Source organism: Micromonospora sp. NPDC005367 (genome assembly GCF_040606825.1).
In the GTDB taxonomy this organism is placed as follows: Bacteria; Actinomycetota; Actinomycetes; order Mycobacteriales; family Micromonosporaceae; genus Micromonospora.
The window spans coordinates 120757-134780 of sequence record NZ_JBEXFP010000018.1 but is presented as its reverse complement, the minus strand read 5'-3'; the positions used below and the strand labels follow the sequence as shown (position 1 = coordinate 134780).

The 14024-nt window shown below is 71.6% G+C and carries 11 protein-coding genes and 1 tRNA gene; 3 read left to right on the top strand and 9 right to left on the bottom strand.

The features are described from left to right. Positions 1-798: 798 nt before the first annotated feature. Positions 799-872, top strand: a tRNA-Ala gene (locus ABZS42_RS15655). A 315-nt stretch (positions 873-1187) separates the two neighbouring features. Here the strand turns inward: ABZS42_RS15655 and ABZS42_RS15650 are convergent. The 4 genes from ABZS42_RS15650 to ABZS42_RS15635 form a co-directional block, all read right to left on the bottom strand. Continuing rightward, a complete protein-coding gene (locus ABZS42_RS15650) occupies positions 1188-2168 on the bottom strand; it encodes a hypothetical protein (RefSeq protein WP_355145671.1) in 981 nt (326 codons plus the stop codon). A gap of 6 nt (positions 2169-2174) precedes the next feature. Further along, on the bottom strand, positions 2175-3182 hold the full coding sequence (locus ABZS42_RS15645; RefSeq protein WP_355145667.1) for a serine protease: 1008 nt from the start codon (positions 3180-3182) through the stop codon (positions 2175-2177). After that, complete coding sequence (locus ABZS42_RS15640; RefSeq protein WP_355145665.1) at positions 3179-3523, bottom strand: CU044_2847 family protein; 345 nt, start codon at positions 3521-3523, stop codon at positions 3179-3181. Before ABZS42_RS15640 ends, ABZS42_RS15645 begins: the two co-directional genes overlap by 4 nt. Positions 3524-3937: 414 nt before the next feature. After that, positions 3938-6283, bottom strand: coding sequence for a ricin-type beta-trefoil lectin domain protein (locus ABZS42_RS15635; protein ID WP_355145663.1), 2346 nt, complete (start codon positions 6281-6283; stop codon positions 3938-3940). Between the two features lie 277 nt (positions 6284-6560). On the opposite strand from ABZS42_RS15635, the gene ABZS42_RS15630 reads away from it, so the two are divergent. Further along, positions 6561-7097, top strand: coding sequence for an NUDIX domain-containing protein (locus ABZS42_RS15630; protein WP_355145661.1), 537 nt, complete (start codon positions 6561-6563; stop codon positions 7095-7097). Positions 7098-7120: 23 nt separating this feature from the next. Here the strand turns inward: ABZS42_RS15630 and ABZS42_RS15625 are convergent, their stop codons facing one another. Together ABZS42_RS15625 and ABZS42_RS15620 are read right to left on the bottom strand one after the other, a co-directional pair. After that, a complete protein-coding gene (locus ABZS42_RS15625; RefSeq protein ID WP_355145659.1) occupies positions 7121-8422 on the bottom strand; it encodes a DUF4352 domain-containing protein in 1302 nt (433 codons plus the stop codon). A gap of 102 nt (positions 8423-8524) precedes the next feature. Further along, entirely contained in the window at positions 8525-9178 is a 654-nt protein-coding gene (locus tag ABZS42_RS15620; RefSeq protein ID WP_355145657.1) for a 4'-phosphopantetheinyl transferase superfamily protein, read from the bottom strand. 275 nt (positions 9179-9453) lie between these two features. Between ABZS42_RS15620 and ABZS42_RS15615 the strand changes: the two genes are divergently transcribed. Further along, positions 9454-9690, top strand: a complete 237-nt coding sequence (locus ABZS42_RS15615) for a hypothetical protein (protein WP_355145655.1) — start codon at positions 9454-9456, stop codon at positions 9688-9690. Positions 9691-9763: 73 nt separating this feature from the next. Here ABZS42_RS15615 and ABZS42_RS15610 read toward each other — a convergent pair whose 3' ends face one another. The 3 genes from ABZS42_RS15610 to ABZS42_RS15600 all read right to left on the bottom strand — a co-directional run bounded on the left by ABZS42_RS15610 (position 9764) and on the right by ABZS42_RS15600 (position 14001). Further along, positions 9764-10504 (bottom strand): peptidase, encoded by a 741-nt coding sequence (locus ABZS42_RS15610; protein ID WP_355145691.1) that lies wholly within the window; start codon positions 10502-10504, stop codon positions 9764-9766. Between the two features lie 56 nt (positions 10505-10560). Then, the gene (locus ABZS42_RS15605) at positions 10561-11877 is read right to left on the bottom strand and encodes a VWA domain-containing protein (protein WP_355145653.1); all 1317 of its coding nucleotides are present in this window, start codon (positions 11875-11877) and stop codon (positions 10561-10563) included. A 450-nt stretch (positions 11878-12327) separates the two neighbouring features. Next, on the bottom strand, positions 12328-14001 hold the full coding sequence (locus ABZS42_RS15600) for a phospholipid carrier-dependent glycosyltransferase (RefSeq protein WP_355145651.1): 1674 nt from the start codon (positions 13999-14001) through the stop codon (positions 12328-12330). Between the last annotated feature and the right edge of the window lie 23 nt (positions 14002-14024).

Genomic DNA, 14024 nt, shown 5'->3' with positions numbered 1-14024 from the left:
CGCGGAAGTCGTGTTCGAACTGCGGGTCGTCGAAGTCGATCGGCTGTTGGCCGACCGAGGCCACGTTCACCACGCGCGCCGCCGGGGCTCGGCGCTACGAGGCCGGCCGGGGCTCCCACACGGCCTGACCACCGCCGGCCTGTCCTGGCCCGGCCTGGCTCGGTTCGGCCCGTCCCGGCCCGTCCTGGCTCGTCCCGGCTCGGCTCGGCCCGTCCCGGCCTGGCTCGGCCGGGCTTGGCCTGGCTCGGCTCGGCCCGGCTCGGCCCGGCCCGGCTCGGCTCGGCTCGGCTTGGCCCGTCCCGGCCCGGCCCGTCCCGTCCCGGCCCGTCCCGTCCCGGCCTGGCTCGGCCGGGCTCGTCCCGGCCTGGCTCGGCCCGGCCCGGTTCCGCTTGGCCCGTCCCGGCTCTCTGCCTGGTCAGGTCGGATTCCGCCTGGCCTGGTCCGGCCTCTCGCCAGGTCAGGTCCCGTCACCGCCTGGCCCGGCCCCTTCATGCCCGTCCGGCCTGACCGCTGCCCGGCTGGCCCGCAGAGAACACGTGGTCAACTCGAGATCATTGAAGTCGGGGCGTCCGACGTGCCCGGACGCCCCGACTTCACGGAAGTCGAGTCGATCACCCCGATCGCTGGGCCCGGTTCGGTCTCTTCTGGGTCTTTTGCGCAACGCCGAAGACGCCACGTTCGGCCGGTACGGTGCGGCGCCCCGGGGGCGGATTCGCCCCCGGGGCGGTGGACCTGTTAGCCTTGTCGCCGGCCCGCCCGGTGTTAGCCGGGTGGGACCGACGCCGGTTCGCCGGCGGAGGGGCTGTGGCGCAGACCGGTAGCGCACCTCGTTCGCATCGAGGGGGTCAGGGGTTCAAATCCCCTCAGCTCCACCCACCCAGATCAAAGGCCGTTTCCGCTAGTCGGAGACGGCCTTTGCGGTTCTGTGCGGCACCCGGACGAGCGGGGCGGTGCTCACACGCAGCCAGCGGGCACCCCTCGAAGGACAGCCTGGGGGCGCAGCGAGGAGCTGATCCACCTCTGCGACCGGCAGGCCGAGGTGCGAAGCCGCCCGGCCGGGTGGCCGGCCGGACTGCGTCGAGGCCGGGAGCGCCCGGAAGAACGACGTCGGCAGTCGGGCCGGAACGAGGCCCGACTGCCGGAAGCCCGCGGGAGGCCGCCTCGATGGCGGTGCCGGGGGAGGTGCGTCACTCCGGGCCGAGCGGGGGCAAGGGAGGAACGGCGCCGGGCAGGGAGCCCTGTCCCGGGATGCCGCCGTTGTGGCGACGCAGGTACTCGCGGAGGGTGTGGATCATGCTTTCCGTGGTTGAGCCGGAAACTCCTTCGATGTGCAGCCGGTCCGTGGCAGCGATACCCATGACCAACTCGATGGCGGGCCTTCCGGAGACCATGAGCCGTAGGGTCTGCCTTCCGGTCACGTGGACGATGTCGCCGCCGGGAGTGGTGATCGGGATCGCCGCCTGGTTCGGCTGCATCGGCTGACCCGGCGTTGGGGGTGGTGGCGCCTGGCTGCCGGCCGGGAGGAAGAAGTTCACGCGGTCGCTTGCGGTCTCCAGTCCGTCCACGCTCTGCAGGTGGTATTCCTTGGTCGCATCGCTGACCGTCGCACCGCTACGCATGTCGAGAATGGACTCGTAGGTCAGCAGCCGGTAATTCGACAAATAGACGACCAGAACCTTGTAGAGCGAGGCGCGCAGCACGCCGTCTGCTCCGCGGGCGATCTGGTAGGGGACTTCCGGCGGCAACCCGTGGAAGACCAGAAGGTTCTCGCCCCATTTCAGGGTGACCTCGCCCGGGTGGCGGTTCAGTCGCCGGCGGCCGGCGTCCGCCGCGTATCCTTTTCCTTCCTCCAGCCACTGATCCATCTGCTCGTCGGAGGCACGGGGATAGGCCGCGGTGAACGCCGATTTGTAGGAGGAGTAGGCGCCGGCAAGCTTGAGGCCGCCGAAGATCGCGGCCGCGCCGCCGCCGACGATGCCCAGGCAGCCGAGGCAGGCCAGGCCCGACATGCCGCTGTCCAGGGACGCGCCGATGAGAGACAGAATGCCGACGAGCAGAAGCAGGCCGCCACCGCTGAGCGCGATCAGGGCGCCGAGGTTCGAGGGCCTCGCGGGTATCGGATTGAAGTACTTGTGTACCAACTCTTGCCGACTGTGGTTTTCCGTCATGTCTTCTCACCCCATGCTTCGTCGGTAGAGACTGAGCCACGTCAGACACTCCGGCGCCGGGACATGACCGACGATTTCGGCAGCGTGACTGGTGGAGACCTGGCGTACGGCCAGGTTGTTGCTGTCGTGGCCTGCCACTGGCAGGCTGCGCAGCCCGTAGTAGTCCTCGCGGACCAGCGCCAGGAGGGCGTGCGCGTGGGCCGAATCGGGGGCGAGGCGGCAGGCCTCACCAAGCAGGCGCTCGATGCTGCCGACCAGCTCGCCGGAGTGGTTCGCCGGGCGGGTGCCTTGCAGCAGGACGAGTGCCCAGTAGTAGTACAGGTCCGAACTTCTCGCGTGCCTGCTGTGCAGGTCGGGCAGCTGATCGAGGGCCGAGGTGTAACGCCGGCCGTCCAGCGCCCGCAGCATGGCGACGTACGCGGGGTCTCCGGCGAGTGGATCGGCGAGCACGTCGGCGAGCCAGGGCACGCTCAGCAGGAGCGTGTCGACGGGGATGATCCAGGCGGCTCGTGCTGCCAGTGATCTCTCCGCGTTGACCACCATGCCGACCACGAGTCCGGTTGTCGCGTCCGTGGCCGCGCTGCCGCTGAATCCGGTCTCCACCCACGGCGTGTGGCCCTGGCAGGCGTCGATCTGGAGCCATTCGCCGGTACGACTGGGGCCCACCACGCGCGCTTGGCTGTGACGTCCTTCCTGGCCGCGGTCCGGTAGCCCGAAGAGATCCAGGACCGTTCCTGTCGTGGGCCGTGTCGCCGGGCCCATGGACGCGAGGGCGTCGGCCGGGTGGCCAGAGATGTCGACTACCGCGATGTCGGGGACGGGGTTGGTGTCGCCGTCGAAGGTGCTGGGGATGGCCACCCGTCGAGCTCCGGGCAGCGAGGTGACGAGGCAGGTCCGCTGCTCAGGATCGATGAGGTGGGCGCAGGTGAGCGCATGTGTCGGCGTGACGGCGAAACCGCATCCCGTGGTTTCGCCGACCACCTCCAGCCGCCACCTCTCGTGGAGGTTGCTCACGACCTGTGTACTTCCGTGGGGTCGGCGCGTCGCCACAGCAGTTCGACCGAGATGTTTCCCTCCAATGCCGACCGGGCGATCACCGCCCCCACTTCGGTCGTCATCTTCACCGCGAAACCGATCTTGATTTCGTCGGGGCTTGAAGCTCTGCGCAGATCTTCGAGTATCGCCTCGGCGGCGAGTCGGATATGGGCAAGGTTCGCATCGAAGAACTCGCGCGCTTCGCGAATCCCGTTGACCCGCCTGCCGACAGGCGCCGAGCCCCTTCGCTCTTCCTCGACCTCGACGATGACCGCGGTGCCGTCGCGGACGACAAACCTGACCAACTCGGTTTCTGACATCGGCCCCCCAAAGCGTCAGTACAGATTGAACCAAGTCGAATGATCTTACAAGCCCTCCGAACGTCCATTGTCGATCGGTTTGGCTATTGAGGACTGTCGGTGTGGCGACACCTGGCGGGCAACTGGACGAGCGGGGGCGACATGCACCATGCTCACCCCGCTTCCGAGCTGGCTGGGCACGGGGTTCGCGTGGCCCTGGCAATATCCGTCATCCGCGGCCAGCCGGGGACGTACGGACCCGGGCGGGCCCGAAGTGTCCACCGGAGCGTGGGAGACGTCCGCGCCGGTCGAACCTGTGGAAGTCGCGGTGCCGGCTGGCGGCCTGGTGATACCTGACCATCTCGCCCAGCGTCTCCCCACGCTCGCCGACGTCACCGAGCGTGGGCGATCACGTCGGTGCCACGACCGCAGATGTCAGTCGCGCCGCCACTTCTGGTGCGCTGCGCCGGTGCAGTCCCAGATCTGCAACCGGGCGCCGTTGTCCGGGTTGGCGTCGACCACGTCGACGCACTTGTCCGCTCGTACGTACACCAGGTCGTGTGCCTTGTTCAGGTTGAACCTCTGGGAGCTCGCACCGGTGCAGTCGGCCAGCTGGACGGCTGCGCCGTTCTGCGTCGAGTGTCCGGCCACATCGAGGCACTTGCCCATCGAGCGAACGCTGCCGTCGGACGGGAAGGTCCACAGCTGCCCGGCCGACCGGCGGCAGTCCCAGATCCGGAGCCGGGCACCGGCGGTGGCGTTGCCGCCCGGGATGTCGATGCAGCGGCCACTGGCGAAGCTGACGATCTGATCGCCGGCGGGCGGAGCGGCCGGAGTCCGCTGCGGTGGCGGAGCCACCGAGGCGGGCGGCTGCGCCGGATTCGTGGCGCCGGCCGTCGGACTGCTGCCCGTACCGGGCGACGCCTGCCCGTGCTCCGGCCCGCCCGACGGGGGCCTGGTGGACCTCGACGGAACGCCGGCCGGAGGCAGCGCCTGGAACCCGTCCGCGACCAGCTCGAAGATACTCCGACCGGCCAGCCATTCGGCGTCCGCGGTGGTCCAGCCGATCGTGTACGCGTGCCCGTTGTTGGCGACGAAGTCACGGCTCACCGCGTGCATCCGCATGCCGTCCCCGCCGGTGTACGTCCACTCCCATTCGGCCGCCCGTACCTGGTACTCGACCGTGGCGAGGCGGACCTTCTGGTAGTCGTCGTACTGCTTGCGCTCCGTCTTCTCCCGGGCCCGCAGCTCGGCGACCACACTGGTCGGAGCCGAGTCGAGTTCCCCGACGACGAGCAGCCGGGCACCGTCCGGCTCGCGGAACTCGATCCGCTCACCGGCGCGCCGCGGCTGCCAGCCGTCCAGCACCGGTACGAGGAAGCGGGGATCGTCGCGGTGGTAGTGCCAGCCCGCGCCCGGTGGCGGCAGCTCCCTCGACACCGGCGTCTCGGCGAGCGCGGACGGGTCGGCGGTCGCCGCCGTGGCCTGGTCATCGGCCCTTGCGCCGAACAGCCCGCCGTTCACGATCGCCACGCCCAGGAGCAGTACGAGCACCGCGACGGCGGCCGACCCGACCAGCAGGCCACGACGCCGCCGGACCGGCGACGCGGCAGGTACGTCGGTGGCGGGAGCGACCGTACCGCCGGTCTCGCCCGGACCGGCCGATCCGGGCCTGCTGCCCGGGGTCGCGCCCGGAACGTTCGCCGCGGCCGAGCCGGTTCCGGCTCCCGTGGTCGTCCCGGGCCCGCCCGGGGCGGTCGCGTCGGCCCGTCCCGGGCTGTCCGCCGCGGGCGAGGAGGGGGCGGGTACGGCCGCGTCCGGCGGCGGAGGGGCGGGGTCGGAGGTTGGGAGGGGGCCGGCGGCGACGAACTCCGGCACGATCTGCGGGCGGGGTCCGCCGTCGGAGTTGACCCGGGTGATCGGCCCGTCCGCCGCCGGCCCGGCCGTGTTGGTGTCGTCGCCCGTGGCGGCGGCGCGAGTCAGCAGCCGACCCGCCTCCTCGGCGCTGATCCGCTGTCGCGGATCCCGCCGCAGCAGCCCGTCCAGCAGTTCGGTCAGCGCGCCTGCCTGCCGCGGCGGTGGTGGCGCCTCGGTGGCCAGCGCGGCGAGCGTCGCGATGGGCGTGGAGCGGCTGTACGGGGTGCGTCCCTCGACCGCCGAGTAGAGGGTGGCGCCGAGCGACCAGAGGTCGGCGGCCGGACCGACTGCGCCGTCGGTGACCCGCTCCGGAGCGAGGTACGCCGGCGAGCCGAGGACCATGCCGGTTCGCGTCATGCGTGGATCCCCGGGCAGGGTCGCCAGCCCGAAATCCGTCAGCACGACCCGGCCGTCGTCGGCGAGCAGCACGTTGGCCGGCTTGACGTCCCGGTGCAGGATCCCGGCTCCGTGGGCGGCGCGCAGCGCGCTCAGCACGGCCAGGCCGATCCGTGCGGCTCGGGCCGGCGGCATCGGTCCGTCGGCCTCCAGCGCCTGCTGCAGCGTGCGGGACGGGACCAGTTCCATGACGATCCACGGGTCGCCGTCGGTGAGCAGCACGTCGAAGACGCGTACGACGTTGACATGGCCGAGGCGGGCGACGGCGCGCGCCTCGCGCATGGACCGTTCGCGCAGCTCGTGCAGTTCGCCGTCACTCAGCCCGGGTGGCGCCACGAGTTCCTTGAGGGCCACGTCCCGCTGGAGCATTTCGTCAAGGGCCTGCCAAACGCGGCCCATCCCGCCTTGACCGAGCGGTCGGACGAGCCGGTAGCGATCAGCGATCAATCGTCGAGCGGATTCGGGCACGAGAGGAGACGGTACTTGACGTTGTTTACGGAACCCATTGCCGGCGGGGATGCAATAGCGACAGTCGCGCAGGTCCGGCGACCGCGCTGCCTGCTTTCCGGTCGCCCATTGGAGAGTTAACTCCACTTTTTGGTACGTCCGTTGTCGCCGGAAGCAATGTTACTAACACGTAGACGGCCGAGTCGGGAGTGCGGGTGAACAAGAATCGCATTCCGTCATTGCCGCCCGAACTCGACGGTAACTGTAACTCGACGGTAACAAGTGGCAGGCTGTGCCCATGGAGGATCAGTCGCCACTGTCCGCGGACGAGTTGTTGGACATCGTCGACGAGCAGGACCGAGTGGTGGGCCAGGCTCGGCGCGGCGAGGTGTACGCCGCCGGACTCCGGCACCGCTGCGCGTTCGTGCTGGCGCGGGACGACGAGGATCGCGTGTTCGTGCACCGCCGTACCGCTCGTAAGCTCGTCTTCCCGTCGCTGTACGACATGTTCGTCGGCGGGGTGGTCGGTGCGGGCGAGTCGTACGACGCGGCGGCGCTGCGGGAGGCCGAGGAGGAGCTGGGGGTACCCGGTCTGCCCGCTCCCGTGCCGTTGTTCAAGTTCCTCTACGAGACCTCCGAGCACAGCTGGTGGTCGTCCGTCTACGAGGTGCGCTGCCCGGCGAAGGTCGCCCCGCAACCCGAGGAGGTCGCCTGGCACGATTTCCTGACCGAGGACGAGCTGGACCGGCGGCTCACCGAGTGGGCCTGGGTGCCGGACGGCTTCGAGGCGTACCGCCGGCTTCTCGACTGGCGGGCGGTGGGAGGCCGGACGTGACAGGCCGACCTCCCGATCAACCGCTACGGCTTCCAGGATCCGGCGGGCTGGAACTGGTGCAGGTACTCCAGCACACCCTTCTTGTCCGCGACGTTGAACACCACCGTGCCGGTCAGCTTGCGCCCCGCGGCGATCTCACCGGGCTCGAGGCTCTCACCGCAGCCGGCGAACAGTCCGGCAATGGCGTTGGTCTCCGTACCGTCCGCCGCCACCCATTGGAAGTAGAGCGGATTCACCGCGGCGCTGCCCTTGGTGACCTCGACGGTGACGTCCGCGATCAGGTAGATGCCCTTGTCCGGCTTCGGCGCGAACTGGTTGCAGCCCTTCGTCCTGGTGCTGAACTTCGTCACGGTGATCTCGACAGCACTGAGGTCGTTGCTGATCACGAGGGTGTCGCCGACCGGCATGTTCCAGGTCTCGCCGTCGGCCGTCTCGTCCGGGTCGACCGGGAGGGCCGACGGGCTGTCCACGTCTCCGGTCGGCGTCGTGGTCGGCAGGGAGGCCACCACCTCGTCCGCCTGGTTCGCACCGTAGATCAAGGCGGCGACGCCGCCACCGCAGCAGAGCAGAGCCAGCACCGCCGCCACGATGACGATGATCAGCACCGTCTTGTTCGACTTCTTCTGCGGCGGCTGCGGCCCGCCGGGCGGATAACCGCCGGGCGGGTAGGCACCGGGCGGGTAGGCACCGGGCGGGTAGGCACCGGGCGGGTAGGCACCGGGCGGGGCCGGGTACGGCTGGCCGGCGGGCGGGTAGGGACCGGGCGGTGGCGGCGGCTGAGCCGTGCCGGGCGCGGCCCAGGGGTTACCGGACGGCTGCTGAGGTACGCCGGACCCGGCCGGCCCGGGCGTTGAGGGCGCTGCCCACGGGCTGCCGGAGACGGGCGGTTGCGGCGAACCCGGAACCGGCTGCTGGGGTACGGCCGTCGGCTGCTGCCCTCCGGCGGTCGGTGCCCACGGGTCGTACGGCATCGAACTCGTCGGCCCGGCCGACGCCGTCGGCATCGGGGTGGTGGCGTTGCCCTGAGGGAACGGGGACGTCGGCATCGGGGTGGTGGCGCTCTGCGGGAACGGGGGCGGTGGCATCGCGACGGTCGAGTCGGTCGGAATCGCCGGGCCGTACGGCATCGCGACGGTCGGGTCGGCCGGAATGGCCTGGGCCGGCGGCATCGGGGCCGTCGCGTCGGTCGGGAGCGGCGGGGCCGGGGGCATCGTTCCGCCCTGCGGTGCCGACGGGATCGGGGCCGTGGGGAACGCCTGGGTCGGCGGCTCCGGATACGGCTGGTCGGGATCGTGCGGCCCGGCGGGCGGCTCGGGGTGGCTCACCGTACTCCTTGGATCGTGGGCATGGGAGGGGAGAGAGGGAACTCGCCGACGCTACCGTGCCCGGACGACCGGTTGTGCCCCGCCGGGGCCCGCCCGCGCTCGTCACGACAGGGGCAGTACCGCGGCGGTGCGGACCAGACCGTCGGTCACCACGAAGCGCCCGTGCACCGCTCGCGGTGGATTCCCGACCGGCGCGGCGTCGACCCGGGCGGGCGCGATCCGGGCGCTGAAGGTGCCGGCGTCCGGGTCGATCTCGACCAGCGCGTCGGTGAAGTCGAGCCAGGTGCCGACCACCGGATGCCACACCTTGTAGATGGTTTCCTTGGCGCTGAACAGCACCGCCGGCCAGGAGACGCCGACCGGCAGCCGGGCGAGACGCACGTCCTCCTCGGGCAGGCAGATCAGTCGGCGTACCCCCGGACTGAGTTCCTTGTGCTGCTCCGCGTCCATGCCGATGGCGCGGACCTCGGAGCTGCGGGCCGCGGCCGCCGCGCAGTATCCCCGGGTGTGGGTGATGGTGCCGACCACGCCGGACGGCCACACCGGCGCCCGGTCGGCGGCCGGCACGGGGGCCGGTGGCAGTCCGAGCGTGGCCATCGCCCGCCGCGCGCAGACCCGACCGGCGGTGAAGTCCCGCCGTCGGCTCTCCACCGCCCGTTCGCCGAGGCAGGCGAGTTCTTCGGCGAGCAGTCGACCGGCCCAGTCGCCGGGCCCGGCCACGGCCACCGCGACCTCCGGCGGCAGCAGGTCACGCATCGCCCGTCCCGGCGGGGCGTGGATGCCGCGACGGCCAGTAGGTGCGCGGGCCGAGCCGGGTCGGTCGGCTGCCCGATCGGCCAACCGTCAACTTTCTGACTGCCATGACTGGCGAAAGTACCGCAACCATGTAACACAGGATGGTTCTGCGGCGCTGTAGCCCAAGCACGGCACGAGGGCATCGAACGTCGTAAGTTCAGGTCGGCGCGCCCGCCGGCCCCTGTCGGAACCGGAGAGGGAGTGCGATGACCGGTGGTGCGGAACCGTCTGGCCCGGTGAGCGGTGAACACGCGCCGGAGCCGCCCAACTGGAGCTGCGGCTCCTGCGGCGAGGAATGGCCGTGCGCGACGAAGCGCAGCCGGCTGCTCCAGGAGTACGGCGACCGCGCGACGCTCAGCGTCTACCTGGGATCCTGCCTCGCTGCCGCCAGCGAGGATCTGCGCACCGCTTCCGTGACATCCCTCCAGGACCGCTTCATCGGGTGGCTGCCCCGGGGACCGAGGAGCACCTGAGCCGTCCAGCGGGTACCGGTCCCGTCCCGACCTGTGCGGCTCGGGACGGGACCGGCAGCTCACCGCCGACGTGTCAGACGCGGCGGGGCCGACGGGTGAGCGCGAAGCCGACCACGCCGGCCACCGCGGCCAGGACGCCGCCGACGCTCGTCCAGATCCACCGCGAGCCCAGCGCGGGCAGCAGGTCGTCGAACCAGCTCTCCTGGTCCGCGTCGTCGACGGGCGCGGCGGCCTGCTCGTCGGTCAGCACCGCGCCGGCCCGGGTGTTCGGCACCAACGGCACCGCCAGCTCGCCGTCGTCGGCCGGGGCGCCCTCGCCGTCGGCGCTGACCAGCAATTCGACCTCGACCGGCGCGCCCAGGTCCGGCTCCGGCACGTCGGCGACCGAGAGCCGGACGAAGTACGTGCCGGGCAGTGGATCGCCCGACCACGGCTCGGCCCACGGCCGTACCTCGCGCAGCGTGCAGCCGAGCGAGACGCTGCTCGCCGCCTTGTCGACGGTCGGGGTCTGCGCCCCGGCCGTGCACGCCTGCCGGCGGCGAAGCCCGTCGAAGACCTCGACGGTCCAGGTCGACGCGCCGCTGCGGGCACCGGGGAACGAGACGGTGGCCGAGATGTCGTGCACCTGCCCGGCGTCCGCGGTGAACGACCAGTAGAGGTAGTCGCCCGTCGAGGCGTCCACCTGGACCGGCTGGCCGGCGGCGATCGTGGTCGCGGTGAGGAAGGAGGTGCCGGCACGGGTCACCGTCGCGGCACCGGGGGAGGGCGTCGGCCCATCGCTCGGGGCGGCGAGTGCCGCGGCGGGCAGCGCCACCGGGCCGGCGGCGGCGACCAGCGCGGCCAGCGACCGGGTCAGAGTCGTACGCACGCTCACTTCTCCCTCCACGTGGCCACCCACCAGCGGGTCAGCAGGCCGGTGAGCAGACCGGTGATCAGGCCGGCCACGGTCAGCAGGGCCAGCAGCACCCAGCCGCGGCCGAGGTCCGGGCCCTTCGGCGTCGGCGACGCCGCGACGACGTCGACGGTCAGCTCCACCGGCATGCCCGGGCTCGCCTCGGTGCCGGCACGAGGGGCGAACGAGTTGCTGACGACCAGGCAGACCATGGTCGGCGGCACGATCTCCGGGTCGGTCGCCGCCGTGGTGATCGAGCCGTCCGAGTTGTCCCGCTCGTCCGCGTCGTCCTGATCGTCCTCGTGGTCGTCCGACCAGCGCAGGCCGGCGGAGACCACGTCCGCCCGGTCGCTGCCCGCGTCCACCCCGCGGACCAGCTCCCGGCCGTCGGTCGCGACGGCCCGCAGCAGTACGCCGTAGTCCGGGTTGACGGGCCGGTCCAGCGCCACGCTCACCGAGGCGCGCAGCTCCTGACCCGGCCGTACCGGCACCCGGTACCAGCGGTGCTCGGAGAACTTCTCCCGGTCGGTGTAGACGCCGGGAGCGAGCAGCGGCGCCCCCTCGCAGACGGAGCTGCCGCCGACCACCGTCGGCGTGCGGGTGTACGTCTCCTGGGCCCGGTCCACCAGCTGCTTGATCCGGTTGGTCAGCTGGTCGGTGCTCTGCGCCGCGGTGTACGTCCCGCCGGTCGCGGCGGCGATGCAGAGCAGCTGCCGGCGTACCTTCTCGTCGGGCGCGAGGCCCAGCGTGTCGACGACCAGCCGGGTGCCCTGCGCGGCGAGTTCCCGCGCGACGTCGCACGGGTCGGGCGGTGCGCAGGTGTCCTCGCCGTCGGTGATCAGCACGATCCTTCGGGTGGTGGCACCGGAGCCGAGGTCCTCGGCGGCTTCGCGCAGCGCGAGCCCGACGGGGGTGAAACCGGTCGGCTTCAACCCGGCCACGGCGTCCTTCGCCTGGGTCCGGTCCACCGGGCCCACCGGGACGATCTGCTGGGTGTCCTGGCAGCCGACCTTCTTGTTCTCGCCCTTGTACGTCGCACCGAGCACCCGGATACCGAGCTGGGTGGTTTCCGGCAGCGCGTCGACGACCTCGTCGAACGCCTGCTGTGCCACCGAGATCCGGCTCTTGCCCTCGATGTCCCGGGCCCCCATCGAGCCGCTGACGTCGAGGACCAGCTCCACCCGGGGCGGCTCGGCGGGCTCCGGCTCGTCGGCCATGGCCGGTACCGGCCCGAGCAGCGCGGGAATCACCACCAGTCCGGCGAGGACGGTGGTGGAACGTCTTAAGTTGATCACTGGGCGAAGTGTAGTGAGGTCCACTTAGGATGATCACTCGGGTGTGTCGGCGCCGGAACCGCCGCCGCCCCCACCGCCCCCACCGCCGCCGTCGCAGCCGCGCGGCCGCCGTCCCCGCGCGGCTGTCGGAATCGTCGTCCTCGCGCCGCTTCGGAGGCGATACGGTGCCATCGGTGACCCAGGGTCAGTTGTCGGATCTGTCCCGTGACCAAAGGGGTATCCGTCAGAAATCTGACCCAAGTTGACCCGTTGTGCCGGTGGTGCGGGGTGGTTAAGCTTCTCGTGCGCGCCCCAATCGCCCGCTTCCCCCGTGGCAGGCGATCGGGGCGCGCTTCTCTGTCGGAACGGCTCGCACGCGAACGCGTACGGGCCGTTCTCGTTGCCGTCGTGCTCCGCCGCCTGCCGCCCATCGGGCCCCCGGCGGACGACCGGCGGCGGATCCGTTACGGGTCAGATCCAGCGACCGCCCAACCACATGCGGGACGACCACTCCGCGTACGGGATCACCTCGCCGACGAAGATCGGATAGAAGTACGCGAAGCAGAGCGCCACCAGCAACACGTAGGCGCCCGCGACGACACCACCGATCAACCGGCGGTCGTATCCCGCGTCGCCTGTCCGGGCCGCTCCGGCCCGCGCCCCCGTCGGCGAGACGATCGCACCGAGCACGTACACCACCGCCAGCACCATGAACGGCAGCGCCGGCGCGGTGTAGAAGGAGAACATCGTCCGCCCGTCCAGGGCGAACCAGAACCAGGGCAGCAGGCCCGCGGCCACCATCAGCAGGATGGCGCCCGCCCGCCAGTCCCGGCGGGCCAGGCCGAGCCAGGCGGTCGCTACCAGGGCCGGGAGGAACGACCACCACAGCAGCGGGGTGCCGAGCAGCAGGATCTCCGCCGCGCAGTTCGTCGCCCCGCACGGGCCGTCGCCGGACCAGTAGAACGCGACCGGGCGGCCCAGCAGCAGCCACTGCCACGGCCAGGACTGGTACTTGTGCCCCGTGTCCAGGTGGGTGTGGAAGCCGTACGCGGCCTTGTGGTATTCGAAGAGGTTGATCAGCGGCCCGATCACCGGTTTGTCGCTCAGCGGGGCGCCCGGGTAGTTGGCGGCCAGGCGGTAGTAGCCGTCATCGGTCAACAACCAGCCGGACCAGGTGGCCAGGTAGGTGCCGAGCATCAGCGCCCCGGCCAGCGTCAGCCAGGGCAGTTCGCCGACGAACGCGTCCCGCCACGGGCGGCGTACGCCCGCCGAGCGGCGGACACCGGCCTCCCAGACGAACACCAGCAGCACGAACGCCGGCAGGAAGTAGAGCCCGCTCCACTTCACCGCGCAGGCGCCCGCGAACAGCACCGCTGCGACGAGACGCCACCACGGCCACCCGCGCCACCCGTTGGCCGGTCGACCGGCCCGCCCCGGCTGGGTGGGATCCAGCCCCGCGTCCAGCGCGCGCGTCCACTGCCGTCGGCGGGCGTCCCGGTCCAGCACCAGCGCGCCGAACGCGGCCAGCACGAAGAAGAGCAGGAAGATGTCGAGCAGCGCCGTGCGGGAGAGCACCAGGTGGAAGCCGTCCAGGGCGAGCAGCAGGCCGGCCGCGCAGCCGAGCGCGGTGGACCGGAACAGCCGCCGCCCGATCCGTACCAGCAGCAGCACCGACAGGGTGCCGATGACGGCCGCCGAGAAACGCCAGCCGAACTCCGGCGCAGTGGTCATGAGGTGCCCCGGCACCGAGACGTGGCTCTCCGCGTCCTGGTAGCCGAACGCCCACTCGCCGAGCCCGATGAGCCACTTGCCCAGCGGCGGATGCACCACGTACGACGGGCCGCCGTCCTTGTAGTTCCACTCGACGCCGCGCGAGATCAGCCCGTACGCGTCCTTGGCGTAGTAGGTCTCGTCGAAGATCTTGCCCTTGGGGCCGGACAGGCCGACGAAGCGCAGGATGCCGGCGATGAGCACGACCACGCCGGTGGCCAGCCACGACCACCGGTCGAGCCGCGCCTCGACGGTGGCCAGCCGGGCGCGGACCACGCTCGGAACGCGGCCGCCGTCGGCCGGCCCGCCACCGGCGGTACGCTCCGAATCGACCCGGGGCGCGTTCGCGCTCTGTGCTGTCGACGCACTCGTCACCCGGCGATCGTAGGCTGCGGAGG

What these genes read in the sequence shown, in the direction of transcription:
- ABZS42_RS15650 (WP_355145671.1), bottom strand. Translation starts at nt 2,168, where the DNA reads ATGACGGAAAACCACAGTCGGCAAGAGTTGGTACACAAGTACTTCAAT.
- ABZS42_RS15640 (WP_355145665.1), bottom strand. Translation starts at nt 3,523, where the DNA reads ATGTCAGAAACCGAGTTGGTCAGGTTTGTCGTCCGCGACGGCACCGCG.
- ABZS42_RS15630 (WP_355145661.1), top strand. Translation starts at nt 6,561, where the DNA reads ATGGAGGATCAGTCGCCACTGTCCGCGGACGAGTTGTTGGACATCGTC.
- ABZS42_RS15620 (WP_355145657.1), bottom strand. Translation starts at nt 9,178, where the DNA reads ATGCGTGACCTGCTGCCGCCGGAGGTCGCGGTGGCCGTGGCCGGGCCC.